Annotated in this window: 41 protein-coding genes; 39 read left to right on the top strand and 2 right to left on the bottom strand. The window is 69.9% G+C overall.

The genetic code is table 11. From position 1 onward, the window contains the following. Positions 1–48 precede the first annotated feature (48 nt). The 12 genes from ACFYM2_RS21295 (at position 49) to ACFYM2_RS21240 (ending at position 4,004) form a co-directional block, all read left to right on the top strand. Positions 49–549, top strand: a complete 501-nt coding sequence (locus ACFYM2_RS21295; protein WP_388838168.1) for a hypothetical protein — start codon at positions 49–51, stop codon at positions 547–549. Between the two features lie 28 nt (positions 550–577). Next, positions 578–742 (top strand): hypothetical protein, encoded by a 165-nt coding sequence (locus tag ACFYM2_RS21290; RefSeq protein ID WP_388838165.1) that lies wholly within the window; start codon positions 578–580, stop codon positions 740–742. Between the two features lie 79 nt (positions 743–821). Beyond that, positions 822–1,184, top strand: a complete 363-nt coding sequence (locus tag ACFYM2_RS21285) for a hypothetical protein (protein WP_388838161.1) — start codon at positions 822–824, stop codon at positions 1,182–1,184. After that, positions 1,181–1,372 (top strand): hypothetical protein, encoded by a 192-nt coding sequence (locus ACFYM2_RS21280; protein WP_388838158.1) that lies wholly within the window; start codon positions 1,181–1,183, stop codon positions 1,370–1,372. Before ACFYM2_RS21285 ends, ACFYM2_RS21280 begins: the two co-directional genes overlap by 4 nt. A gap of 14 nt (positions 1,373–1,386) precedes the next feature. After that, entirely contained in the window at positions 1,387–1,551 is a 165-nt protein-coding gene (locus ACFYM2_RS21275) for a hypothetical protein (protein ID WP_388838156.1), read from the top strand. Then, positions 1,548–1,946, top strand: coding sequence for a hypothetical protein (locus ACFYM2_RS21270; RefSeq protein WP_388838153.1), 399 nt, complete (start codon positions 1,548–1,550; stop codon positions 1,944–1,946). Before ACFYM2_RS21275 ends, ACFYM2_RS21270 begins: the two co-directional genes overlap by 4 nt. 73 nt (positions 1,947–2,019) lie before the next feature. Continuing rightward, positions 2,020–2,289: a hypothetical protein gene (locus tag ACFYM2_RS21265; protein WP_388838151.1), complete on the top strand. Its 270-nt coding sequence runs from the start codon at positions 2,020–2,022 to the stop codon at positions 2,287–2,289. After that, complete coding sequence (locus tag ACFYM2_RS21260) at positions 2,286–2,492, top strand: hypothetical protein (protein WP_388838148.1); 207 nt, start codon at positions 2,286–2,288, stop codon at positions 2,490–2,492. The genes ACFYM2_RS21265 and ACFYM2_RS21260 overlap by 4 nt, the downstream gene beginning before the upstream one ends. Beyond that, on the top strand, positions 2,489–2,737 hold the full coding sequence (locus tag ACFYM2_RS21255; RefSeq protein ID WP_388838145.1) for a hypothetical protein: 249 nt from the start codon (positions 2,489–2,491) through the stop codon (positions 2,735–2,737). Before ACFYM2_RS21260 ends, ACFYM2_RS21255 begins: the two co-directional genes overlap by 4 nt. Then, a complete protein-coding gene (locus tag ACFYM2_RS21250; protein ID WP_388838142.1) occupies positions 2,734–2,949 on the top strand; it encodes a hypothetical protein in 216 nt (71 codons plus the stop codon). The genes ACFYM2_RS21255 and ACFYM2_RS21250 overlap by 4 nt, the downstream gene beginning before the upstream one ends. 17 nt (positions 2,950–2,966) lie before the next feature. Then, on the top strand, positions 2,967–3,305 hold the full coding sequence (locus tag ACFYM2_RS21245; protein ID WP_388838140.1) for a hypothetical protein: 339 nt from the start codon (positions 2,967–2,969) through the stop codon (positions 3,303–3,305). 33 nt (positions 3,306–3,338) lie between these two features. Further along, positions 3,339–4,004 carry a hypothetical protein gene (locus ACFYM2_RS21240; RefSeq protein ID WP_388838137.1) on the top strand — a complete coding sequence of 222 codons (666 nt, stop codon included), beginning with the start codon at positions 3,339–3,341 and terminating at the stop codon, positions 4,002–4,004. A 38-nt stretch (positions 4,005–4,042) separates the two neighbouring features. On the opposite strand, the gene ACFYM2_RS21235 is transcribed toward ACFYM2_RS21240, so the two are convergent. After that, the gene (locus ACFYM2_RS21235; RefSeq protein WP_388838134.1) at positions 4,043–4,309 is read right to left on the bottom strand and encodes a hypothetical protein; all 267 of its coding nucleotides are present in this window, start codon (positions 4,307–4,309) and stop codon (positions 4,043–4,045) included. A 209-nt stretch (positions 4,310–4,518) separates the two neighbouring features. Here ACFYM2_RS21235 and ACFYM2_RS21230 point away from each other — a divergent pair, with 209 nt between their 5' ends. From ACFYM2_RS21230 to ACFYM2_RS21170, 13 genes are all read left to right on the top strand, one after another. Then, a complete protein-coding gene (locus tag ACFYM2_RS21230) occupies positions 4,519–4,869 on the top strand; it encodes a hypothetical protein (RefSeq protein WP_388838131.1) in 351 nt (116 codons plus the stop codon). Beyond that, positions 4,866–5,042: a hypothetical protein gene (locus tag ACFYM2_RS21225; RefSeq protein ID WP_388838129.1), complete on the top strand. Its 177-nt coding sequence runs from the start codon at positions 4,866–4,868 to the stop codon at positions 5,040–5,042. Before ACFYM2_RS21230 ends, ACFYM2_RS21225 begins: the two co-directional genes overlap by 4 nt. A gap of 64 nt (positions 5,043–5,106) precedes the next feature. Beyond that, positions 5,107–6,126, top strand: a complete 1,020-nt coding sequence (locus ACFYM2_RS21220; protein WP_388838127.1) for a hypothetical protein — start codon at positions 5,107–5,109, stop codon at positions 6,124–6,126. Next, positions 6,126–6,308: a hypothetical protein gene (locus ACFYM2_RS21215; RefSeq protein ID WP_388838124.1), complete on the top strand. Its 183-nt coding sequence runs from the start codon at positions 6,126–6,128 to the stop codon at positions 6,306–6,308. Before ACFYM2_RS21220 ends, ACFYM2_RS21215 begins: the two co-directional genes overlap by 1 nt. Then, positions 6,302–6,517: a hypothetical protein gene (locus ACFYM2_RS21210; protein ID WP_388838121.1), complete on the top strand. Its 216-nt coding sequence runs from the start codon at positions 6,302–6,304 to the stop codon at positions 6,515–6,517. The genes ACFYM2_RS21215 and ACFYM2_RS21210 overlap by 7 nt, the downstream gene beginning before the upstream one ends. An 8-nt stretch (positions 6,518–6,525) precedes the next feature. Continuing rightward, the gene (locus tag ACFYM2_RS21205; RefSeq protein ID WP_388838118.1) at positions 6,526–7,038 is read left to right on the top strand and encodes a hypothetical protein; all 513 of its coding nucleotides are present in this window, start codon (positions 6,526–6,528) and stop codon (positions 7,036–7,038) included. Positions 7,039–7,061: 23 nt separating this feature from the next. Then, positions 7,062–7,544: a hypothetical protein gene (locus ACFYM2_RS21200; RefSeq protein ID WP_388838115.1), complete on the top strand. Its 483-nt coding sequence runs from the start codon at positions 7,062–7,064 to the stop codon at positions 7,542–7,544. Then, positions 7,541–8,323 (top strand): hypothetical protein, encoded by a 783-nt coding sequence (locus ACFYM2_RS21195; protein ID WP_388838112.1) that lies wholly within the window; start codon positions 7,541–7,543, stop codon positions 8,321–8,323. Before ACFYM2_RS21200 ends, ACFYM2_RS21195 begins: the two co-directional genes overlap by 4 nt. A 75-nt stretch (positions 8,324–8,398) precedes the next feature. Then, a complete protein-coding gene (locus ACFYM2_RS21190) occupies positions 8,399–8,536 on the top strand; it encodes a hypothetical protein (protein ID WP_388838109.1) in 138 nt (45 codons plus the stop codon). A gap of 121 nt (positions 8,537–8,657) precedes the next feature. Beyond that, on the top strand, positions 8,658–8,888 hold the full coding sequence (locus ACFYM2_RS21185) for a MerR family transcriptional regulator (RefSeq protein ID WP_388838106.1): 231 nt from the start codon (positions 8,658–8,660) through the stop codon (positions 8,886–8,888). 141 nt (positions 8,889–9,029) lie between these two features. Continuing rightward, positions 9,030–10,088: a hypothetical protein gene (locus ACFYM2_RS21180; protein WP_388838103.1), complete on the top strand. Its 1,059-nt coding sequence runs from the start codon at positions 9,030–9,032 to the stop codon at positions 10,086–10,088. Between the two features lie 12 nt (positions 10,089–10,100). Beyond that, positions 10,101–10,484, top strand: a complete 384-nt coding sequence (locus ACFYM2_RS21175) for a hypothetical protein (RefSeq protein WP_388838100.1) — start codon at positions 10,101–10,103, stop codon at positions 10,482–10,484. Then, the gene (locus ACFYM2_RS21170) at positions 10,477–10,800 is read left to right on the top strand and encodes an HNH endonuclease signature motif containing protein (protein WP_388838097.1); all 324 of its coding nucleotides are present in this window, start codon (positions 10,477–10,479) and stop codon (positions 10,798–10,800) included. The genes ACFYM2_RS21175 and ACFYM2_RS21170 overlap by 8 nt, the downstream gene beginning before the upstream one ends. 68 nt (positions 10,801–10,868) lie before the next feature. On the opposite strand, the gene ACFYM2_RS21165 is transcribed toward ACFYM2_RS21170, so the two are convergent. Then, positions 10,869–11,066 carry a hypothetical protein gene (locus ACFYM2_RS21165; RefSeq protein WP_388838094.1) on the bottom strand — a complete coding sequence of 66 codons (198 nt, stop codon included), beginning with the start codon at positions 11,064–11,066 and terminating at the stop codon, positions 10,869–10,871. A gap of 421 nt (positions 11,067–11,487) precedes the next feature. Here ACFYM2_RS21165 and ACFYM2_RS21160 point away from each other — a divergent pair, with 421 nt between their 5' ends. From ACFYM2_RS21160 to ACFYM2_RS21095, 14 genes are all read left to right on the top strand, one after another. Further along, entirely contained in the window at positions 11,488–11,886 is a 399-nt protein-coding gene (locus ACFYM2_RS21160) for a phage terminase small subunit P27 family (RefSeq protein WP_388838091.1), read from the top strand. After that, entirely contained in the window at positions 11,834–13,396 is a 1,563-nt protein-coding gene (locus tag ACFYM2_RS21155) for a terminase large subunit domain-containing protein (protein ID WP_388838088.1), read from the top strand. Before ACFYM2_RS21160 ends, ACFYM2_RS21155 begins: the two co-directional genes overlap by 53 nt. Positions 13,397–13,404: 8 nt before the next feature. Continuing rightward, positions 13,405–13,590, top strand: coding sequence for a hypothetical protein (locus tag ACFYM2_RS21150; RefSeq protein WP_388838085.1), 186 nt, complete (start codon positions 13,405–13,407; stop codon positions 13,588–13,590). Continuing rightward, positions 13,574–14,842, top strand: coding sequence for a phage portal protein (locus ACFYM2_RS21145; RefSeq protein WP_388838082.1), 1,269 nt, complete (start codon positions 13,574–13,576; stop codon positions 14,840–14,842). The genes ACFYM2_RS21150 and ACFYM2_RS21145 overlap by 17 nt, the downstream gene beginning before the upstream one ends. After that, positions 14,842–15,564, top strand: coding sequence for an HK97 family phage prohead protease (locus tag ACFYM2_RS21140; RefSeq protein WP_388838079.1), 723 nt, complete (start codon positions 14,842–14,844; stop codon positions 15,562–15,564). The genes ACFYM2_RS21145 and ACFYM2_RS21140 overlap by 1 nt, the downstream gene beginning before the upstream one ends. Before the next feature lie 153 nt (positions 15,565–15,717). Next, a complete protein-coding gene (locus ACFYM2_RS21135) occupies positions 15,718–17,088 on the top strand; it encodes a phage major capsid protein (protein ID WP_388838076.1) in 1,371 nt (456 codons plus the stop codon). Between the two features lie 66 nt (positions 17,089–17,154). Continuing rightward, positions 17,155–17,457, top strand: coding sequence for a hypothetical protein (locus tag ACFYM2_RS21130; RefSeq protein WP_388838073.1), 303 nt, complete (start codon positions 17,155–17,157; stop codon positions 17,455–17,457). 13 nt (positions 17,458–17,470) lie between these two features. Beyond that, the gene (locus ACFYM2_RS21125; RefSeq protein ID WP_388838069.1) at positions 17,471–18,076 is read left to right on the top strand and encodes a hypothetical protein; all 606 of its coding nucleotides are present in this window, start codon (positions 17,471–17,473) and stop codon (positions 18,074–18,076) included. Continuing rightward, positions 18,076–18,543: a hypothetical protein gene (locus tag ACFYM2_RS21120; RefSeq protein ID WP_388838066.1), complete on the top strand. Its 468-nt coding sequence runs from the start codon at positions 18,076–18,078 to the stop codon at positions 18,541–18,543. The genes ACFYM2_RS21125 and ACFYM2_RS21120 overlap by 1 nt, the downstream gene beginning before the upstream one ends. A gap of 9 nt (positions 18,544–18,552) precedes the next feature. After that, positions 18,553–18,720, top strand: a complete 168-nt coding sequence (locus tag ACFYM2_RS21115) for a hypothetical protein (RefSeq protein WP_388838063.1) — start codon at positions 18,553–18,555, stop codon at positions 18,718–18,720. Beyond that, positions 18,720–19,685, top strand: coding sequence for a phage tail tube protein (locus tag ACFYM2_RS21110; RefSeq protein WP_388838060.1), 966 nt, complete (start codon positions 18,720–18,722; stop codon positions 19,683–19,685). The genes ACFYM2_RS21115 and ACFYM2_RS21110 overlap by 1 nt, the downstream gene beginning before the upstream one ends. Next, positions 19,682–20,140: a hypothetical protein gene (locus tag ACFYM2_RS21105; protein WP_388838057.1), complete on the top strand. Its 459-nt coding sequence runs from the start codon at positions 19,682–19,684 to the stop codon at positions 20,138–20,140. The genes ACFYM2_RS21110 and ACFYM2_RS21105 overlap by 4 nt, the downstream gene beginning before the upstream one ends. Next, entirely contained in the window at positions 20,137–20,346 is a 210-nt protein-coding gene (locus tag ACFYM2_RS21100) for a hypothetical protein (protein ID WP_388838054.1), read from the top strand. Before ACFYM2_RS21105 ends, ACFYM2_RS21100 begins: the two co-directional genes overlap by 4 nt. Positions 20,347–20,404: 58 nt before the next feature. After that, complete coding sequence (locus ACFYM2_RS21095) at positions 20,405–20,818, top strand: hypothetical protein (RefSeq protein ID WP_388838051.1); 414 nt, start codon at positions 20,405–20,407, stop codon at positions 20,816–20,818. Positions 20,819–20,847 lie beyond the last annotated feature (29 nt).

Raw genomic sequence — 20,847 nt, 5'->3', positions numbered from 1 at the left:
AACCGCCGTGGCCGCCCCCTGACCCGCCCCCCACCGAGGAGAAACCCCATGACCGACCTGCCTGACCGCCTCCGCACCGTCCTCACCGAACGGTTCACCGAACTCGGCAACCCGTTCTCGGCGATGCGTCGCCACGAGCAGGGGCCCGACGGTTGGCCTGCCTCGCATCCCGTGGGACCGCATCAGGTGCCCGAGGTGCTGCGGGAGCTGCTCGCCACCGACCAGGCCGCCTTGCCCGCGCCCGCCGACCGGGCGGCCGAGGCCGACACGATCGGCCTGTGCGGACACTGCGGCGTGCCCCGGGAATCCCATCACCATGGGTACGTCAGCACCGTCGCGGCCCTCGCCGCCGCTCCGGGCCGCATCACTGTCACCGACTGGGCGCCCCTGCTGACCGACAACGAGCGCCAGTTCCTCACCTTCGCCCTCGACCAGGCGGCCGAAGAGATGTCGCTCGCCGACGGCTTCACCGACGAGGACGAGGCCGCACTGGCGAAGTTCCGCCGCATGGCCGACGCGGCGCAGCAGCCCGAGGAGGCCGGACGGTGAGCGTCTACGTCGACGAGGTCCGTGGTTGATGATTCGCCGTCAGGAGCAGCGGGACGCCATCGAGCCCGCCGCCACGGTCGGCCCGCGCTGCGGCAACAACCCGAACTTCCGCCTCAGCCCCGGCGACCAGCAGGCGGTCGACGAGTTCAAGGCCTATCTCCGGCAGCGGGCCCAAGACCACCCCACCCCGTGACACCCACCGTGCGGCCCCGGGGCCTATCCGGGGCCGCACCCGCCCAGTCCAGCACAACCACCACCCCTGGAGGAACCCGATGAACGACATGATCGACGACCTTCGGACTGCCGCGCAGATCCTGCTGGACCTGGCGGACGAGACCGACGACGAGATCAAGACCAATCCCTGCTGGCACAGCCGGATCGCGCCCGAGTCCCTGTGGTTCGCCCACGGCATCGACGACGCGGTCGGCGGCCCCGGGGGCCTGCTCGCCGGACTCCTGTCGCCGGAAGCCGCCCGGGGGCTCGCCAAATGGATGCGGGACCAGGCCGACTTCGCCGACGGAGTGATCGAGGCCCACGGATACCTGACGGAACCGGCGCTCCGGGCGAGCGGCCCCGCGTACACCTTCGCCACCCAGATCACCCTCACCCGCAAGATCCTCGGAGGAACCCGATGACCCACCGTGAACCCACGATCCACAACCGGGCGCTCATGGTCGAGTGTCCGCGCTGCGGCTGCGTGTCCGGCGCCCGCTGCATGGACACCCGCGGCCGCTGGCTGAAGGACGGCAAAGCCCACCGGGACCGCACCGAGCTGTACCTGGAGCGTGAGGCCAAGCGGCAGGCGCGGGAGGCGCGACGATGAGCGCCCCGCGCCCCATGTCACCAACGCTCAGGGCGCGGACGGCGGAGATCCTGCGCCGCTGTTACCGCTACGAGTCCCCAGCCGTCGTGCTGGCCCGCGCGGTGCGGCTCCTCGCCGCTGCGGACGGGCACCTCGACGCCGCGGGGCGGATCGTCACCGGGAACGGGAGGCGGACGTGAGCCGGCCACCGACGGTCGAGCAGCTGCTCGTCCTCGCCGATCGTGCCGAGCGAGGCCGGTTGACGGCGGCGGAGGCGGACCGGCTACGTGTGGGGATCTGCCGGCTGTCGCGTGCCCGGTCGGCAGCCGACGGGCGGTTGAGCGCCCAGGTACGCCGAGGCCGTGCGGCGGAGGCGCGGCTGAGAGCCGTTGCGGCCCTGGCGGCGTCGGTCGGCCAACAGGGCTCCCGGGCCGTCTCGTTGTTCACGCTCAACGTGTCGCTGCACGCGTCCATCACGCCGCCGGCATCGGCGACCGGTTGCGAGCTGGTCGACACGGCGGGCCGCAACATGCCCCCAGGAAAGCCCCTGAAGGCCTCTCTCGCGCCCGAACGTACCGAGCAGGTAATCCGCTAAGTCGGGCGCTCTGCGCGGCTCTCAGGGCCGCACAGGCGCCCCGCCACCCCAACCCCACCCGAAAGGAACCGAAATGCCCATAGAACCCGGCCAGATTTACCGCTCTCTCAGCAACCGCCACCACGCTGTCGACGACCCGACCCGGATCAAGGTCGTCGGCGAGGTGCAGTCGATCCCCGGTATCTGGGGGCACGGCAAGGTCACCGTCGTCACCCTCACCAAGACCGGGCGCGAGGTCCGACGGCGCGCCATCGAGGCCAGTCAGCTCCACCCGACCGCCACCACCCGCGAAGGCAAGCCCCGCCGCAACGGCTACATCCTCGAAACCGACGGCCAGCCGTGACCGCCCCCGACCCCGACCCCGACCCCGACGAGCAGGCCTGGCTCGACCTCCACGCCCCCGACGAGCCGCGGCATTTCGACTGGCCCGGCTACCACTCCGGGCTCGCCGCCGACGGGGGCTGCTGGCCCGCCACCCGCCCGCCCGCCTACCGCCACTGGCCCGAGACGATCACCGACCTGCTGCTGCCCGAGGAGAGCCCGTGAACGACCAGCCCGAGTCCTGCCCCTGTAGCGCCCTTCAGGCGCTGCGCGCCCGCCTTGTCGACGAACGCCACGGCCACCACGCCTATCTGTCCACTGGCTGCCTGCACGGTGACCACAGCTACTGCCAGACCCAGGCCAAGCGGTACGACGGCAGCACCAAGACCGCGGCAACGTGCAAGTTCTGCGAGAGCGCCGACGACCGGGGCGGGCACTGCGTCTGCCGCTGCCACCGAGAGGGATCATGACCGACCGCGTCATCCTCGCGACGTTCCTGCCGCTGTCCACCGCCCAGGACGGCCAGCCGTACATCAGCTGCGCGGCCGTTGTCGCCCTCCTCGAACACTGCGCCGTGACGATCGCCGCCGCCGGGCTTGATGCCGACGCGGCGGCCTGCCTCCTCGACGACGAAGCCGAGGTCCTGAACCTCCGGGCCATCGGCCAGACCGCCACCCCCTGACCCACCCGGGAGCAACCGTGAGTTACGACATCAGCCTGTACATGACCGTCGACACCGGCGGCCCCGAGCCCGCCGAGTTCCGGCCCGCCGACATCGGCAACTACACCAGCAACGTCTCCCCGATGTGGACCAAGGCCCTGGGGCACCGGCTTGCCGACCTCGCGGACGCATACGCCGGCGACAGCTTCCCCGCTCTCCAGCGAGCCGTCGCCGCAATGGAAGCCGAGCCTGACGAGTACCGGGCCATGAACCCCAAGAACGGCTGGGGCGACTACGACGGCGCCCTCAACTACCTGCGTGCACTCCGCGACGCCTGCGCCGCCTACCCCAAGGCCCGCATCTACATCAGCTGCTGATCACCCCTGACCCACCGCACCATGGAGCCCGCCGTGAACGACACCGCCCGTCCGTGCGCCGCCGCCACCTGCACCCGCGAACTCCGAGCCCACGAACTCGCCACCCGTCAACTGCTCTGCGACCCCTGCGTGCGGCAGATGTCCGGCTGGCTCGCCGAGCTCCCGCAGCAGCTCATCGTCCTGCGCCGTGGCAGCATGCTGCGCGAGGTCACGGGCGACCAGGGGCGTGCCGGCACGCGCACCCCGCCCCTGCCTGGCCGACTCGACACGCTGAACCTCGTCGGCCCGGCAGCCCTCGAAGCGGTCTGCGACGCCGACGGCGACCAGCACGGTGACATCCCCGTTAGCGGGACTCTCGGCGGCTGGGTGCAGCTCATCACCGAGGAGCGGCATCTTCATGGTCCCCGGAGCCGCACGGAGGAAGCGCTCGCGGCCTGGCTCATCCCTCACCTCGGTTGGGCGGCCATGCAGCCCTGGGCGGGTGAGATGCGCGACGAGCTCTATTCGATGATGCGCGCCGTGCGGGGCATCACTCAGCTGCGCCCCAGGGTGCGGCCAGTCGATCAGCCGTGTCCACGCTGCGACTCGCTGGCTCTGCGCAAGCGGGACTGGGAGGCGTACACGGAGTGCGGGGCCTGCGGCTCCCTATTCACCGGTGACGATCTAGCGCTCGCCGCCCGGATAGCCATGGCCAGCTGACACGCAAACCGCCCCCGACTACAGCCGGGGGCGGCGGTCTACTCGACGACCTTGTTGGGGCCTCTGCCACGCGTGGTTCGGGAACGGAAGAAAGCCTCGATGGGAGCCCAGGGGACGGCCCAGGCGTTGCCGATCCGCAGCCAGCTCTCGCGGGAAACTGGCCAGAGCGGGTCATGGTCAGCGATGTACCTGACGCCCTGGCGGGTGATGGGCCGTGTCAGGTAGTCGCCGGCGTTGAGCCGTCTGGCGATCTCGGTGAAGGTCACCATCTCGGGGAAGTCCCCCCTTCTGTCAGCGTCCGGCATGGCACCACCCTTCCAGAGTACTTGTCAAAGCGCTAGTACTCGCTCTAGTGTCAACACAGCACAAAGCCCCGGCCGTTGGTGACACAACGAGCCGGGGCTGAACGGCGGCGGGGCCCGGTGGTAGCACACCAGGCCCCGCCTCAACCCCGGCCCGGTGGTAGCACACCGGGCCGGGCCAGCCATCCACCTGCATCACCAGGAGGAAAGCCATGACCGATCGTACTGGCGCTTTGCGCAGTACCGATAGCGCCCCGCAGCACCCCAGCCAGCAGGACGAGGCTCTGAGGCAGGTCACCGGGCCCAGCGCCGACGCCCGTGCCGTCCTCGTCGCCATCGCCGACCGGCTCACCGAGGTCCGCCCCACCGGCGCCATGCGCGAGCCGAGCCGTATGGCGCTTGCCCTGCGCTACGCCACCGAGGCCCACGGCTTCCGGTCGCAGCGCGCCGACGAGGTCGAGCGCGAAGTGCTGCGCCTCATGCCCCGCATCACCGACGACGCGCCGATCACGCGCGGCGAGTACGCGCTGAACCTTCGGCGCGCAGTGGGAGGCATCCGATGACGCCGCAGCCCGCCCCCGCCCTCGCCTTCGAAGAGCAGGCACGCGGCGAAGCGCTCACCCACCGCATCCAGGAACTCCAGACGGAGCCTGACCGCTGGTCCATCGGCCTCTGGCGCGACGCCGCCCACGACGCGTTCACCAACGCCGCCGCATACGCCGAACAGCCCCGCTGACCAACGGCGTCCGGGCCGCCGCGTGCGGCCCGGCCCACCCGCGCACCTTCCTGGACGGGCTCTCATGAACCGCACTGCCTGGCGGGCCGCACTGACCACCGTGTCGCTGGCCGCCGTCGCCACCACCGGCTGGTCGCTGTACGCCGTGGCCCGCCACTACGACGCCCCCACCGGCATCGCAGGCGCAGCCGTCGCTGTCTTCGATGGCGCCGCCTACGCCTGCCTCCACCTCGCCTCTGAAGCCTCCGAGGCCGGACGCTCCGCTATCGGGGCCCGCATGTCCGCGATCGCTGCGGCAGGCACCTCCGTCTACCTCAACAAGTTCCACGCCGACCTCATCCACGGCGGGATCGCCGCAACGCTGCTGTTCTCCGTGCCGACGCTGGCTCTGCTCGCCGTGTCCGAACTCTCCTGGGCCGGACCCCGGGCGGCGGCCCGCACGGCGCGCGGTGAGCACCCCTATCGACTGCCGGCGTTCGGCGGCTGGGCATGGATGCTCGCCCCACTGCGGGCGGGCCGAACCGTGAAGGACCGGGCTGTCCACCACATCGAGCACACGGGCCGGACAGTGTCCGGACAGTCGGACACGGACCGTTCCGCAACCGCCGTCCTCGGCCGCCGGTTCGCCGAGATGGACCCCGCCGAGGTGATCCGGATCGCGCACGAGTCTCAGCCTGAGCTGACGCCGTCCGAACTCGCCTCGCTCCTCGGCGTGTACGGCGTCCATGTCGATGCCGTACAGGTCGCCTTGATCCTTCACGGGCGGCCGACGGAGTACACCGTGGACCGTGTCCGGACAGTCCCGGACGCCGAGCCCGAGGAGCCGTGGGAGTCCGACCCCCAGATCGCGCTGATCAGGGCGGACATGTTGTCCGGACAGCGTCCGGACACAATCGGCGAGACGGTCCGCGCCCTGCTCCAGAAGGGTCTCAAAGACCGCGCCGCAGCCGTTGCGATCACCCGCGAAGTACTGGGCCCGGACACGAGTCCGGACAGTGTCCGGCGCACCTTCGACCGCGAGATCAAAAAGCCCACCAAGCCCGTCACGGGCGAGGTCGGACAGGGCGGGGAGGGCTACAACTAATGCTCCTCGCCCTGATGATCGGCTTCCCGACCGTGGCCATCGTCGCCGCCCTCGGCCTGGCGATCGGCACCTACCGCGACGACGTCACCCATGCGGTGCTTGTGCACGCCGTGCTGTTCGTCGCCGCGTCCTGCGTCGTCACCGGCGCCCTGTGCCTCGCCCTCACCTGGCGGGCGTGGTGACCGTGGCCCACCTCGAACTCCGCGACCTGGCCGACGGCTGGCACCTGTGTGTCGCCCTCGGCCTCACCACCCCTGCCGCCACCCGCCTCACCGACGCAGTTGCCGCGCTCCTCGTCGTCGCCGCCTGGCACGCCGGTCACCACCGGCCCGCCGCCACGCTCGCCGCGACGACCCTGGGCAGCGCCGCCGTGTCGGCCTACCTCCTGTGAGCCCCGCCATGCCTACCCCGATCGAGCCGACGCGGATCATCCCGTCCGGCGTCCACATCCCGATCCCTGTCGCCGACGCACCGCCGCCTCCCCCTCCGCCTCCGCCGCCGCCCTGGTACTCGTTGCCGGATCCGCCGCCGCCCGCGCCGCTCGAAGTGCGGGTCACCGTCGACCTCGTGCAGCCCGTTCCGGAGCCGGAGCCATCGAGGGACTGGTCGTGGCTGTGGGCATGGCTGCGCCCCGTGCAGACCATCGCCACGGCCGGGATCGCCGCGCTGCCTCTGCTGCCCCACGGCTACAGCCTGATCGCCGCGTGGGCCGAGGTGCTGCACAAGTGCCGCACCGAGGAGAGCACCGGCGGCGCCTACACCCTCGCCTGCGTCGCTCTCGGCGTGGCGTTCCTCCTTGACCGGTCCCGACGGTGGTGGGCGCGCACCCTGCTCGTCACCGCGATTGTCGGCGCGACCGGCGCCATGTCCTTGTTCGACCCCGTGACCGCCGTGACGGGGGTGACGCGGTGAACGCCGGGCTCACCGCCGGGGGCTTGGTCATCAACCTTGTGATCGCCTTCGCCAACCTGCGGCCGTGGTGGAAGGGGAGCCGCGACCTGAAGCTCCTGGTGCCCTGGGGGGAGGGGCTGCTCCTCGGCGCGTTCGGCACGATGTGCGTCGGCGGAATCCTCGGCTGGCTCACGGGCTGCGCGCCAACCGTCACCAACGGGGCGGGGGACCACTCCCTCAAGGCCGTCACCGGGCAGGGCAACAGCTCTCCGCTTGCCCATGGCGCGCTCCAGGGGCTCACCCCGAACGGTGCGATCGTGGTGTTCCTGGGGACCGTCGCGTTCTGCCTCATCTGGAAATCGGCAGGCAAGGCTGACAAGAAGCGCATGACCGGAGGCCTCGTCAACGGCTCCTGCCTGTGCGTCACGGCCGGGATCGCCAGCCTCCTCAACTGGCTGCCCGGGCTCGTGAACCAGGGCGGGGACCAGATCGTGAGCGCGTTCAACGGGCTCGGTGGTCTGCTGTGAGCGGCCTCAACCGGGCCGTCACCCGCCTCGCCGACGGCGCGACGCTGCTCGGCCGCCGCCTCGTCGACCGTGCCGGCGCGTGGGTACGGGCCGGACGCCGCGACGACCTCACCGGCTGGCAGGCCTCGCTCGGCTGCTGGATCCGTCTCGCGGTGCTGTGCGCCGGGCTGTGGATCCTGTGGCGCCTCGTGCGGGCCGCCCCGGCGCTGCTGTGGGCCATCGCCCCTGCGGTCGGCTTCGCGGCATGGCGCGCGGGCCGACCACCCCGGCCTGCGGCTCCAGCCGCCGCCCAGGCCCCGGAACCCGTCGAAGAAGAGGCCTCCCCCACCCTCTCGGCCACCGACCTCCTCGACCACGTCCGGAAGGTCGCAGGGGGCGGCCGAGGAGTGCACCTCTCGGTACTTGCCCAGCACCTCACCGAGGCCACTGGCACACCCTGGTCCACAGCCGACACCCGGGCCGCCCTCACTGCCGCTCACGTGCCCGTCCGGCAGGGCGTCCGGATGCCCGGCCGCACCCCCTCGACCGGGGTCCGCGTGGACGACCTCCCGCCCCCCGCTCCCCGCCCCTCTCCGACCCCGGCCGCGGGGCCCGTAGGAGGTGTAGTCGTCGCAGGTCAGGAAGCGCCTACAGGGGCGCCTACACCTACACCTACAGCGCCACCTACGGCCGACCGCAGGCGCGTGGGGGACCTTCTGATCGAGACGGTCGACGACGCCCAGAACCCGGCGCGGACCCACGTGCGGGTGCTCTCCAGGGAGCCCGGAACGACCAACTGACCCCGGGGCGGCCACTGCTGCCAGGCGAGGAAGCCGCCCCGGTTCCCATCCCTACGCGAGACAGGAACCGCCATCATGGCGCTCCGCAAGACCATGCCAATCGCCCCTCAGACGCGGCCCGATCCGAAGCATGAGACGACCTATCAGGCCTCGCGCGGCGGCCACTTCCCCAGGCCCGACCAGCCCACCCCTGGCGCGCCGAAGAAGAACTGATCCGCGCCCGTACTGGACAAGGCGATCATCGCTATGCACAATGCGTAACAGCGCCATCAGTGCGCCCAAAGTCAACCCCCGCCACGTGCGGGGGTTTTCGCATGTCCGGGGAGGTGCCCGCATGGACACCTATCGCGAGGACGCCAACGGCGAGATCTGGTTCACGATCAAGCAGGCCGCCGAGTTCACCGGCCGCACCAAAGAAACGATCTACAGCTGGGAACGGCGCGGCATCCTCACCGACGCGCACCACGACGAGCACGGCCGGCGCATCTACACCCAGACGCAGATCGCCACCGCCGAACGATCCGTCCGGCCCCGCGCCCAGCGCATCCTGCGCCGCGCCGCCTGACCCCCTGTCTCGGGGCGCCCGTTCCCCCCAGGTTCGCGCCCCGACATCCCGCCGCCTTCCCGGGCTCCTGGTGGGACAACCCGCTCCGGCCGACTTCACCCTCGGGCCGGAGCGGGCCCCACTTTCCGTCTGGAGGTGCCCATGACGCTCCCGCCAGGCCTCCAGACGGTGACCGTGTCCGGCACCTACACGCACCCCGACGGCACGCCGATGCGCGGCACCGTCAGCCTCTGCCCTCACCCGGGAAAGATCGTCGCCGCGACCTCTGGGCTCGTCGTGCAAGGACCGGCCGTTCAGAGCCTGGACGCGACCGGGTCGTTCACCATGACGGTCGTCGCCACCGACTCGGCCGGCATCAGCCCAAGCGGGTTCACCTACGACGTGCGGATCGCCTTCACCGACGCGACTGGTGACGCCTTCCCGCTCAGCCTGCCCAAGACCGTCCCGACCGTGTTGCTCCCGGCCGCCACACCGGCCGCCAGCGCGTCCAGCGGGACCTATCTGGTTGTCAACCTCGTGCAGTCCGTTAACACGAAGACTGGCGCGGTCGTCCTTGGAGCGTCCGATGTTGGTGCTGACGCCTCAGGGGCCGCTACCGGAGCGGTGAGCGCGCACACGAGCGCCACCGACCCGCACGGCGACCGAGCCTACGGCGATGCCGCCTACTACCCGATGGCGTATGGCAACAACCTCAACTCCTACGTCTCTGACGCCCAGACGCGCATCGCCAGCCTTGAATTGCGCATGAACGCAGCCGAGGCTGAAACGCAGGCCGCCGCCAAGACCGTCGACGAGGCCGTGATCAGCACTACCGTCCACGACGACGCGCATCTCGCGCTAACCGTCGAAATCGGCGGCTGGTACGCCGTCGAAAGCTATCTGGCCGTGACTGGCGACCCAGCGGCAGATATCAGCCTCGCCTGGTCCGCCCCGGCCGGTTCTGTGTTCCGGTGGACGGAAAACGGCCCTGTCGCCTCGAACAGCGACAACGGAACCTCCGTGCGGCTTGACCTCCTCGACGTTGCGACCGCCGCAACCGTAGGAATCGCCTCCAGCGGCACCAGCATCGCCCCGCGCGGCGTCCTGCAAGTGGGCGGCACCGCAGGCACGTTTCGGCTGCGGTGGGCGCCGACGGCGAGCTGGGCTACGCCGACCACCATCAAAAGCGGCTCCTGGCTCAAGCTGACCCGCATTGCCTGACGAGGAGTGCCCATGAGCGAGCCCACACCCGACATCCAGCCCGCCGGGCCACCGTGCACCCGATGCGGTGCGCCCGCCGTCGTGCACTGGGGCCGACGCCTCACCGACGACGAGTTTGTCGCCTACGTCGCCCTCGAACAGGAACGGCGCGACAGGACTACCCTCCTCGCCGACCCTCAACTCCCCGCGCCCGTTTTCGGTCCCATGCCCACCCCAGCCGACTGCATCCGAACCATCTACGGCTGCGCCGACCACGCCATAGGCCTCGACGCGGCCTCCCTCGTCCACGCGAAAACCTGCACCGCGCCGCCCTGCACCTGCACCCCGGAACCGACCCCCGCACCCGAGCCCGAACCGGCACCGCCCCCGCTCCCCGCTTCCTGGATCAATGCGTAAGCGGCCCTGTCTCGACTGCGGCACCCTCACCCGCAACCCCTCGCGGTGCGACGCCTGCACCACGGCGTTCAACCAGCGGCGCGGCTCAGCCGCCCAGCGCGGATACGGCTCGGCCTGGCGACGCACGCGCGGCCAGGCCGTCACCGCGCACCGCCAGGTCTACGGCGACTGGTGTCCCGGCTGGAACGTCCCGGCCCACCCCGCCACCGACCTCACCGGCGACCACAAGATCCCGAAGAGCCGAGGCGGAACCGACACCCTCGACAACGTGACCGTGCTCTGCCGGGCCTGCAACTCCCGCAAGCACAACGCCTGAGGCCCCCCATCCAAGTTTTCAGGGGTCCACGACAAAGGGGGCATCACACCCCCAGGCCAACCCCCAGGTCAAACCCCCCGGCCCCAGGTCGTGGTGGTCGGCATTGCGGGCGCCGGCATCGCCCCGTGCGCAGATTGCAACGCGACCAGCCGAGCGAGCAGTTCGTTGGTGCGCTGTTGCTCAGCGAGTAGGGCGTCGAGCCTGGTGTTCGTCTCGCCCTGCGCCTTCTTCAGCTGCTGTAGTACGGCCTGGTCCAGCATGCCCACGGTGCACCGCCCCTCACTGCCCACCACCACAGTGGGCCAAGGAGCGCACGGTAGCGCCACACCGCACCACCCCGACAGTCCTGCGCCCCAGCCCACGGCCAGTACTCGGCGTAGCAGCGCAGCACACACACCGAGCGGCGAGGCGCGAGGCAGGCACGGCATTTCACGAAGAGCCACGGTCATCACACTGTGTGACTCACCCTGCTGCTCGCGCACGCACCGGGGGGTGGGTGAATCTTGGAAACGAAGATCGTTAAGGGACCCGGCCCCCAGCCCCCAAACACGGCCGCGATTCTGAGCCGGTTTTTGATCAAGGTCATTTCTCCCGGGGGTGGTCGCCATGCCTGGTGGACGGCCTCCAACCCCTACGGAACGTAAGCGCCGCACCGGGAACCCGGGCAAGCGGGCGCTCCCTGAGCCGGTGGTGCAGCTTGCTGCGGTCGCCTCGATCCCGGTTCCGCCGGACACGCTCGCCGATAAGGGCCGCACGGTTTGGGACCGCCTGTGGACGGCTGGTCAGGCGTGGCTGTCGCCCGCGACGGACCTGGATCTGCTAACGCGGCTATGCGAGGCGCACGACGAGCGTGAGGCGCTGCGGGACGCGATCGCGGATGAGGGCTACATGGTCACGGGGTCGATGGGGCAGCGCCGGGCGAACCCGCTGCTGTCCGAACTGCGCTCGCTGGAGTCGCAGATGACCAAGTACGAGTCGCTGTGCGGCTTCACGCCGACTGACCGGGCCCGCCTGGGTTACGCGGAGGTGAAGCGTGCCTCGAAGCTCGACGACCTCCTCTCCAAGAGGCAGGCGCGCGCCCAGTAGCTGGCCGCCGCGCTATCTGACGCCGGTCCCGGCGGCCGATGTGCGCCGCGGGGACGGGGAGGGCGTCGCCGAGTTCATCGAGACGCTATGCACCGTCACCCGGGACACTTTCGCTGGCCCGTCCGGCTCTCCGCTGACACTGCGGCCATGGCAGCACAAGCTCCTCGGCCATGTCTTCGCCCGGCGGGCGGACGGACGGCGCCGCCACCGGGTCGCGCTGGTCGGCGAACCGCGCAAGAACGGCAAGTCCGGGCTCGCCGCGGGGATCGCGCTGGAGGGCCTGTTCGAGTGCCAGGGTGCCGAGGTCTACTCGTGCGCGGGTGACAAGGAGCAGGCGCGGATCGTCTTCGGGGATGCCCGGCGGATGGTCGAGAACGCCCCCGATCTGGCCTCGGCATGCAAGGTCTACCGGGATGCGATCGAAGTTGTGGGTACGGGGTCGGTGTACCGATGCCTGTCCGCTGAGGCCTTCACCAAGGAAGGTCTCTCCCCCACCCGGGTCGTCTTCGACGAGCTGCACGTGCAGCCGAACGACGAGCTGTTCAACGTCATGGCGCTCGCGGCAGGCGCCCGCATCGACCCGCTGCTGTTCGCGATCACCACGGCCGGGGTGAAGAGCGACAGCACCGGCAAAGACTCGGTCTGCTACCGGCTCTTCCAGTACGGGCAGCGCCTGGTGGCCGGCGAGGAGACCGACCCGAGTCTGTTCCTGGCCTGGTGGGGCGCCCCGGATACGGCGGATCACCGTGATCCTGCGGTGTGGGCCGCCGCGAATCCGGCTTTCGGGGATCTGATCGACCCGGAGGACTTCGAGGCCGCCGTCAAGCGCACCCCCGAGGCCGAGTTCCGCACGAAGCGTTTGAACCAGTGGGTGAACACGGCCGCCGCGTGGTTGCCGGCCGGTGCGTGGGACGCCTGCGCCGGTTCGGGCCCGGTACCGGACGGCGCCGAGGTCTGCCTGGGCTTCGACGGGTCGTTCAACGGCGACAGCACGGCTCTGGTGGTCGTGTCCTGCCCGTCCGGCGGCGGTGAACTGCCGCACGTGGACGTGGTGGAGGCGTGGGAGCGCCCGTCGACCGCCGGAAACGACTGGACCGTGCCGATCGTGGACGTGGAGGCGGCGATCCGGGGCGCCTGCCGTCGCTGGAACGTCCGGGAGATCGTCTGCGACCCGTACCGGTGGGGTCGCACCTACCAGGTGCTCGAAGACGAGGGCCTGCCGGTCGTGGAGTTCCCGCAGTCTCCTGCGCGGATGATCCCGGCGACGACGCGATTCTTCGAGGCGGTCATGAACCGGTCGCTGACGCACTCCGGCGACCCGCGGCTGGCCCGGCATCTCGCGAACTGCGTGGTGCGCACCGACTCCCGCGGCTCCCGCCTGTCGAAAGACGCGAAAGCCTCCCCACGCAAAATCGACCTCGCAGTCTCGGCCGTCATGGCCCTGGAGCGGGCCTGTACCGAGCCGGAACGACCGCCTGAGCCCCAGTTCTTCTCTTGGGCCGACCTGTAGGGGGTGCTGTGCGCCTCTTCAAGTTCGCCTCGTTCCGTGTCCCCCGTAGTTCGGTGTCCGACGTCGTCGATCTGGCTGGTCTGGGCTGTCTGGTGGGTGCGGCGTGGTGGTGGGTGCCGGTGGTTGGGCTGGTCGTGACGGGTCTGGTCCTGCTGCTGGTCGGGTGGGTGGTGGGCAATGAGCCTGATGCGTAGAGCGCTCGCCCGTAATCCCGAACGGCGCTTCAGCGGACCGCAGACGGGCGCAGGCGACCCCTGGTCGGTGCCGTCCAACGCTTCTCTGGCTCCGCTGACTGCGGCCGGGGTGCCGGTGACGGAGGACACGGCGATGCAGTTGCTGGCCGTCGCCGCCTGCGTGCGAATCCTGTCGACGACGGTGGCCGGCTTGCCTTTCGACGCGGTGCGGATGCGCGGGGAGCTGCGGGAGACGATGGAGCCCCCGCCGGGGATCGTCAGTGATCCGTTCGGCGGGGCGAGCGACACGTCGATGCCGACGCGGCGGGCCGGGTTCACGCAGATGATGGTGTCGCTGCTGTTGCGCGGCAACGCCTATGCGGCGATCACCGCGCGGGACGGACTGCTGCGCCCGACTCGCCTGCGGGTTCTGCATCCGGACCGTGTGCAGTGCCGTTTCGACGATGCGGGCCGGCGCACCTACAAGATCTCCCGGAAGCCGGTGGACTCCGCCGACATGGTCCATCTGATGGGCATGGGGATGCCAGAGTCCCCGACGGGGATGAGCGTCATCTCCTACGCCCGTCAGTCGATCGGACTGGGGCTGGCGGCCGAGGAGTTCGGCTCCCGGTTCTACGGACAGGGCGCCCATCTGTCCGGGGTGATCAGCTTGGATGGCGACCTCGACAAGGAGCGCGCCCGTCAGCTGAAGGAGTCCTTCAGCGCCTCCCATTCAGGCTTGCAGAACTCGCACGCGGTCGGGGTGCTGTCCGGCGGCGCCAAGTGGACGCCGATCTCCGTCACCCCGGAGGACGCCCAGTTCCTGGGCACCCGGGCCGCGCAGAACATCGACATCGCGATGCTGTTCGGGCTGCCGCCGCACATGCTCGGCCAGGTCGACCGCACTACGTCGTGGGGTACTGGCATCGAGCAGCAGAGCCTCGGCTTCCTGCGCTACACGCTGGCGAGCTGGATCGGGACGTTCGAGGACGGCTGGTCGGCGATGCTGCCCAAGCCGCAGACTGCTCGCTTCAACGTCGACGCGCTGCTGCGCACGGACACTGCCGGCCGGTACGCGGTCTATTCGATGGCCCGCAACGCGGCACTCATGACCCCGGACGAGATCCGGGCGCTGGAGAACCTAGCCCCTCTGCCGGACGGCAAGGGAGCCGACCCGTTCGCGCCGCTCAACTCGGCGCACACCGACGCCCCGCAGGGTGATGCCGGAGCGCAGACGCCCAAGTCGGCTGCCGAGTCTGGACAGGAGAAGTGATGGACCTCAGCGCACGCGATGTGAAGCCCGCCGCCGTCGAACGCCGCGGCATGCCCTTCAAGGGGGTCGAGCTGCGGTCGGCACCAGATGGGACCGGCGGCGATGTCCTGACGTTCACCGGGTACGCGTGCGTGACCGAGGCGTCTTACGAGATGCAGGACTGGCTCGGCCCCTACACGGAGGTCGTGCGGTCCGGCGCGTTCAAGAAGACCCTCAGCGAGGGTGCCGACGTGCCGTTCCTGGTGAATCACACCGGGATGACGCTGGCCCGCACGAAGTCCGGCACGTTGCGGCTGGCAGAGGATTCCAGCGGCCTGCACACCGAAGCCCGCCTGGACCCGTCGAATCCCGCAGTGCAGTCGCTGCGGTCGGCGATGGAGCGCGGCGACCTCGACGAGATGTCCTTCGCGTTCTGGGTGACCCGACAGCAGTGGTCGCCTGATTTCGAGCAACGCGACATCCTCGAAGTGAATCTGAACAAGGGTGACGTGTCGGTCGTCAACTACGGCGCGAACCCGCACACCGCCGGCGCCCAGCTCAACGCCCGTGACCTCGCCGGGTATTTGCAGCGTCTCGGCCTGGACGAACGCCGCGAGGTCTTCGACCGGCTCGCCGGCGAGTTCACCGAGCGCGAGGCCCCGACTGTCGTGGACGAGCCGCCGCTGCCGCATCCGGCGGACCTGGATCTGTACCGGCGGCGCGCCCGCGCTCTGTCTCTCTGACACCCCACAGACCACCCCGGAGCCGACCGGCCGCCGGGGCTTTTCGCCTGCCCGGCCACGCGCCGGAGTCCGCGCCGGACCCCGTCAGGGGCACCACCCGGACCACCACCCGTTTCGACGGCAGGCACGCCCAACTCGACCCGAGGAGCCCCCGTGAACAAGCGGGACATGATCAAGGCTCTCCAGGAGAAGCGTGCCGAGCAGCGTGCTGCCCTCGACACGATCCTGGAGACCGTTCAGACCGAGGAGCGCACCGCGCTCACTGACGACGAGAAGTCCACCTTCGACACCGGCGAGTCCGAGATTCGCGCCATCGACGCCCGGATCAGCGAGCTCGACGAGCAGATCCGCGCCGACGAAGCCGCGGCAGAGGTCGCCAAGCGGTATGCGGCGCCCCAGCCGGAGACCCGGCGCAGCCCCGCCGACCTGCACGTCACCGAGCCGCAGGTCTACCGCTCCGGCACCGGCGGCCAGAGCTACTTCAGGGACCTGTACCAGGCGCGGCGCACCGGCGACAGTGCGGCGATCGAACGGCTGCGCCGCAACGACCGCATGGTCGCCGAGGCCCGTGCGATCTCCACCACCGCAGGCGCGGGCGGTGAGTTCGTGCCACCGCTGTGGCTGGAGGACCAGTTCGTTGCCCTGGCCAGAGCCGGCCGCGTCACCGCGGACCTGTGCGTGCACGGCGACGTGCCGCCGGGGACGAACAGCATCAATATCCCCAAGGTTCTGTCGGGTACGGCCACGGCCGTGCAGTCGACGCAGAACTCGGCAGTCCAGAACACGGACATGACGACCACGTCGGTCTCCTCGCCGGTCATCACGATCGCCGGTGGCCAGACGATGTCGATGCAACTGGTGGAGCAGTCGCCGCTGAACGTCGACGACCTGGTCCTCGGTGACCTGGCGGCCGACTACGCCAAGAAGGCCGACCTCCAGGTCCTGGCCGGGTCTGGTTCGAGCGGCCAGGTCACCGGCATCACGACCCTCGCCGGCACGAACTCGGTGGCCTGGACGCAGGCGACTCCGGCTCTCGGTGGTGCGGGCGGCATGTACTCCTCGATCGGCGCGGCCGTCTCGGCCATTCACGGGGCACGGTTCCTGCCACCGACGCACATCGTCATGCACCCGCGCCGCTGGGCGTGGGCGATGGCCCAGTCCGACTCCTCGAACCGCCCGCTGGTCGTGCCGAGTGCCCAGGGGCCGATGAACGCCACAGGCGTTCCCGGGTCGCTGGCCGCGCAAGGGCACGTCGGCGAGATGCTGGGCCTGCCCGTCTACACGGACGCGAACCTGGCGACGAACCTCGGCGCCGGCACCAACCAGGACGTGATCCTGGTGGCGCGGATGCCTGACATCTACCTGTGGGAGGGCTCGGTTCGCGCCGAGGCGTTCGAGCAGACCTACGCGAACCAGCTCAGCCTGTTCGTCCGTCTGTACAACTACGTCAGCTTCCAGGCAGGCCGCTACCCGGCGTCGATCGCGACGATCACCGGCACCGGCTCGATCACCCCGACGTTCTGATCCCAACCGACCCCGGCGGCGGCCAGTGAGGGCTGCCCGCCGCCGGTTCAGGCCCTGGAGGGCACCATGAATCCGATCAACATCGCCAAGGGTCTCCTCGACAAGTGGGACCAGGTCAAGGACATCGACCACGAACTCGCCGGCAGCATCAAGGCCGATCTGATCGCCATGAAGGATGACGTCCTACAGGCCGTCGCGGAGATGCGCGGCCTGGTCGACCCGGCCACCGTCGAGATCGACGGCCAGCACGTCCCGACTCCGATCGCGGTGGAGATCCGCGAGACCGGTCGCCGCCTCGAAGAGGTCACCGGATCCGGCGGCCTCAAGCGCAACACCGCTGCCGCCAAGGCCCCCAACAAGGCTGACTAGGCAGGGGGTTTCGGTGTCGATCGTCGATCTCTCAGCGGTGAAACTCCACCTCAACATGCCGGTCAGCGACACCAGCCAGGATGCCGAGTTGCAGGGGTTCATCGACGCGGCCGGCGATCTGGCCCGCAACGTGATCGGCCCAGTCTTCCCTGAGTCGCACACGCAGGCCTTCGACGGCGGGACGACGACGATCACCGTGGACTGGCTGCCACTCGCCTCCATCGTATCGGTCACCGAGTACTACGGCCTGTCCTCCTATGCCCTGGCCGAGCAGCCGCTGGGCGGCCAGTCCAACGCGTTCGGGTACACCGTCGACTACAACACGGGGCAGCTCACCCGCCGGGCCCTGGGCGGCGACGCGACAAAATTCGCGTCCGGGTCGAAGAACATCGTCATCCAGTACACGGCCGGCAGGCTCGGCATGGTTTCGCCGTCGGTCCGACTCGGTGCCCTGGAGCTCATCCGGCACCTGTGGCAGCTCACCCAACAGGGCGGACGACCCCAGTTCGGCGGTGCGGGCCTGGACGGCGAGGTATCCGTCGTGCCGACCGGGTTCGCACTGCCGGCCCGGGTGCTGGAGCTGTGGCAGCCCTTCCGACGGCCACCAGGGATCGTGTAATGACCATTCCCGCCTCGTCGGCGCCCGCAGTGCGCCAGTACCTCTTCGATCAGCTCTCCGCCACACTCACCTCCGATCCGGACTTCCCCAACGAGCAGCTTCTGGTCTGCTTCGACGAGCCGGGCACCTTCCAGCCTGCCGACATCGTCTCCATCGGCAAGGTCAGCAGGCAGGACAACGTGTCCAGCATGGTCGGCTCCGGCGGGCCGGGCTGGCTGGAGGAGACCTACGACGTCGACGTCACGATCGACGTCTACCGCGGCGGCGACTATCCACAGCACGTCTTCGCGCGCAGCGTGGCTCTGTTCGACGCCGTCTGTGTGGTCGTTCGGTCCGATCCGACGCTTGGCGGCGCTGTGCTGTCGGCCCGGCCCACGGCCAGCTCCCACGAAGTGGCGTGGGACGACGAGCACAAGGGCCGTCACTGCATCACCCCTATGCAGATCTCCTGCTATCAGCGCATCTAGGAGGGCGGCGTGGCCGCGTACACCTACCGGGGCACGGAGCCTCGCTACTACCCGGGGCTCGGCATTGAGGCCGTTCCTGGTCTGTCGGCCGAACTTGACGAAGACCCCGGGGACGGCCGCTGGGAGCCGACCCGCTCGAAGGCTGCGGCGAAGACCGCACCGAAGGATGGTGAGTGATGCCTCAGCCCACGTTCCGCTCCTTCCTCGGCATCGGCAAGGAAGCGACGTTCGGCACTGCCGTGCCCGCGACGACCTTCATCCCCGTGAAGTCGATGAAGCCCAAGGACAAGCAGGAATTCCTCGACGACGCCGGCAGGCGCGGGGCGATGGTCGACTCCTACGGCAAGATCGCCGGAGTTCTCTCGTCGGAGTACGACTTCGACGGCGACGTGTTCCCCGACACGATCGGCTTCCCGCTGGCCGGAGTCCTCGGCGACGTCGCGACCACGGGCGCGTCCGCCCCGTATACGCACACCATGGCCGTGCTGAACACCGGCACCGGCCAGCCGCCGTCCTACACGCTGTCGGACTACTACACGATCACCACCCGGCAGTACGCGGGCGTCAAGTTCTCCGAGGTCGGCCTGAAGTTCTCCGGCGACGGCCTGCTGACGTACTCCGCCAAGGCGGTGGCGCTCGGCTCGGCCACGGCATCCGCCCCGACCCCGTCGTACACCGCGGTGACGCCCCTGGCGGGCTGGGTCGGCGCGGTCTCCATCGGCGGCTCGTCGAACCTGACGCTCATCGACGGCGAGTGCACGATCAAGCGGAGCGTGGACGTGATCAGCACTGTGGACGGTACGCAGGCGCCCTACGCCCTGTGGTCCGGCCCGGTGTCGGTCAGCGGCAAGCTCACGATGGTCATGGAGGACGACACCCAGCTCCTCAACTACCTCAACAACAGCCAGCCGTCCCTCGACATCAACTACTCCCAGGGCGCGGGCGCCGCCGCCGTGCAGGTCAAGCTCCACATGACGAAGGCCGCGTTCACCACCGCCGACATCGACCGCGGCAAGGACTACATCGCGCTGTCGGTGGACTACGAGGCGGTCGCGAACACGACCGACGTCGGCGCTTCAAGCGGCTACTCGCCGCTCAAGGTCACCCTCCAGAACGCCCTCGCGACAGGAACGTACAAGTGACGGACACCCTCGACATCACGCAGCCCAACCGCGTTCCGTTGCCCGGCGGTTGGGCGGATTTGCGGCCGGTTTGCGACATCACCGAGCGGCTGCGGCGCCCGGTCAAGCGGCTCTCGGCGAAGCTGGGCTCATACCCGGAGTTCATGGCCGCCGTGTCCGAGGCCAGGTCGAGCCAGACGGACGGCCAAGACCTGACCCCCGGCGAAGAGCTGCGGATCGCTGCGGCCATGGGCGCGGCGTTCGACGTCCTTGAGCAGCTGCAAGACGAGCTGGTGGTGTGCGCGGTGCGCGGTTGGTCGTGGGAGTTTCCTGTCACGGCGGATGCCGTGCTGGACCTGCCGGCGCCTGCGCTCGATGCGCTCCGCAAGGCCGTCGCGCCCTACCAGCGCGCCCTGTCGCCGGACTTCGAGCCGAGCCCGGATCCGGCATCCCCTACCGAGCCCTCCAGCGCTTGAGAGGCGTGCTGGAGGGGGCCTTCGAGTACGGGCCGTCCGAGGTGCCGGACGAGGAGTACCGGACGTGGCGGCTCTGCACGATGCTGCACTGCCGCCCGTCCGACCTCGACGACGAGTCGGCCGTAGACCTCGACTGGCTGCTGGCGATCGACAACACCGTGGCCAAGGTGCGCGAAGCGCAGGAGCGGAGGGCGTCCCATGCCTAGCGGAGGAATTGGGGTCGTCGTGCGGGGCGCGAAGGAAGGCGTGGCCGCCGTGTCCGCTATGGACAAGCGCATCGAACTTGCCTCCCTGAAAGCCCTCAAGGCAAGCCAGAGCGCAGCAAAGTCGTCGATCAAGGCGAAGATGCGGGGGCGCCCGCGCTGGGACCACCGTGGTAAATCGTCCCGCACCGGCGACTCGATCAAGTTGCACCTCACGCCGCACCACGTCGCGAAGTCGGGTGGTCCTGGGCGGCTGACTGGGCGGCTCGCCGGAGGCGTCGGCGGCGTGCGCCGCCCCAAGCCCCTGCCAGGCGGAGGCTTTCAAGGTGGCGTGGGTGCCGGCGGCAAGCTCCAGAACCTGTACAAGCGGCAAGTCGAGGACAAGTACCCGTACATCAGGCCCGGAGTGAAGGCGGCCGAGCCGAAGATGGCCGCCGCCTGGCAAACCGCGTGGGCCCGGGCAATGCGGAGCTGACAAGTCGATAGCACCAGCCGGATGGAGGT

The organism is Streptomyces sp. NPDC006711 (assembly GCF_042869775.1).
Lineage (GTDB): Bacteria > Actinomycetota > Actinomycetes > Streptomycetales > Streptomycetaceae > Streptomyces.
Note: the sequence above shows the minus strand (reverse complement) of the source record. Positions and strands in the feature narration are given on the sequence as shown.

Excerpts from the sequence above, each read along its gene's own strand:
- ACFYM2_RS21295 (WP_388838168.1), top strand. The coding sequence starts at position 49 with ATGACCGACCTGCCTGACCGCCTCCGCACCGTCCTCACCGAACGGTTC.
- ACFYM2_RS21290 (WP_388838165.1), top strand. The coding sequence starts at position 578 with ATGATTCGCCGTCAGGAGCAGCGGGACGCCATCGAGCCCGCCGCCACG.
- ACFYM2_RS21285 (WP_388838161.1), top strand. The coding sequence starts at position 822 with ATGAACGACATGATCGACGACCTTCGGACTGCCGCGCAGATCCTGCTG.
- ACFYM2_RS21280 (WP_388838158.1), top strand. The coding sequence starts at position 1,181 with ATGACCCACCGTGAACCCACGATCCACAACCGGGCGCTCATGGTCGAG.
- ACFYM2_RS21275 (WP_388838156.1), top strand. The coding sequence starts at position 1,387 with ATGTCACCAACGCTCAGGGCGCGGACGGCGGAGATCCTGCGCCGCTGT.
- ACFYM2_RS21265 (WP_388838151.1), top strand. The coding sequence starts at position 2,020 with ATGCCCATAGAACCCGGCCAGATTTACCGCTCTCTCAGCAACCGCCAC.
- ACFYM2_RS21250 (WP_388838142.1), top strand. The coding sequence starts at position 2,734 with ATGACCGACCGCGTCATCCTCGCGACGTTCCTGCCGCTGTCCACCGCC.
- ACFYM2_RS21235 (WP_388838134.1), bottom strand. The coding sequence starts at position 4,309 with ATGCCGGACGCTGACAGAAGGGGGGACTTCCCCGAGATGGTGACCTTC.
- ACFYM2_RS21230 (WP_388838131.1), top strand. The coding sequence starts at position 4,519 with ATGACCGATCGTACTGGCGCTTTGCGCAGTACCGATAGCGCCCCGCAG.
- ACFYM2_RS21225 (WP_388838129.1), top strand. The coding sequence starts at position 4,866 with ATGACGCCGCAGCCCGCCCCCGCCCTCGCCTTCGAAGAGCAGGCACGC.
- ACFYM2_RS21220 (WP_388838127.1), top strand. The coding sequence starts at position 5,107 with ATGAACCGCACTGCCTGGCGGGCCGCACTGACCACCGTGTCGCTGGCC.
- ACFYM2_RS21215 (WP_388838124.1), top strand. The coding sequence starts at position 6,126 with ATGCTCCTCGCCCTGATGATCGGCTTCCCGACCGTGGCCATCGTCGCC.
- ACFYM2_RS21205 (WP_388838118.1), top strand. The coding sequence starts at position 6,526 with ATGCCTACCCCGATCGAGCCGACGCGGATCATCCCGTCCGGCGTCCAC.
- ACFYM2_RS21190 (WP_388838109.1), top strand. The coding sequence starts at position 8,399 with ATGGCGCTCCGCAAGACCATGCCAATCGCCCCTCAGACGCGGCCCGAT.
- ACFYM2_RS21185 (WP_388838106.1), top strand. The coding sequence starts at position 8,658 with ATGGACACCTATCGCGAGGACGCCAACGGCGAGATCTGGTTCACGATC.
- ACFYM2_RS21180 (WP_388838103.1), top strand. The coding sequence starts at position 9,030 with ATGACGCTCCCGCCAGGCCTCCAGACGGTGACCGTGTCCGGCACCTAC.
- ACFYM2_RS21175 (WP_388838100.1), top strand. The coding sequence starts at position 10,101 with ATGAGCGAGCCCACACCCGACATCCAGCCCGCCGGGCCACCGTGCACC.
- ACFYM2_RS21170 (WP_388838097.1), top strand. The coding sequence starts at position 10,477 with ATGCGTAAGCGGCCCTGTCTCGACTGCGGCACCCTCACCCGCAACCCC.
- ACFYM2_RS21145 (WP_388838082.1), top strand. The coding sequence starts at position 13,574 with ATGAGCCTGATGCGTAGAGCGCTCGCCCGTAATCCCGAACGGCGCTTC.
- ACFYM2_RS21140 (WP_388838079.1), top strand. The coding sequence starts at position 14,842 with ATGGACCTCAGCGCACGCGATGTGAAGCCCGCCGCCGTCGAACGCCGC.
- ACFYM2_RS21130 (WP_388838073.1), top strand. The coding sequence starts at position 17,155 with ATGAATCCGATCAACATCGCCAAGGGTCTCCTCGACAAGTGGGACCAG.
- ACFYM2_RS21120 (WP_388838066.1), top strand. The coding sequence starts at position 18,076 with ATGACCATTCCCGCCTCGTCGGCGCCCGCAGTGCGCCAGTACCTCTTC.
- ACFYM2_RS21110 (WP_388838060.1), top strand. The coding sequence starts at position 18,720 with ATGCCTCAGCCCACGTTCCGCTCCTTCCTCGGCATCGGCAAGGAAGCG.
- ACFYM2_RS21095 (WP_388838051.1), top strand. The coding sequence starts at position 20,405 with ATGGACAAGCGCATCGAACTTGCCTCCCTGAAAGCCCTCAAGGCAAGC.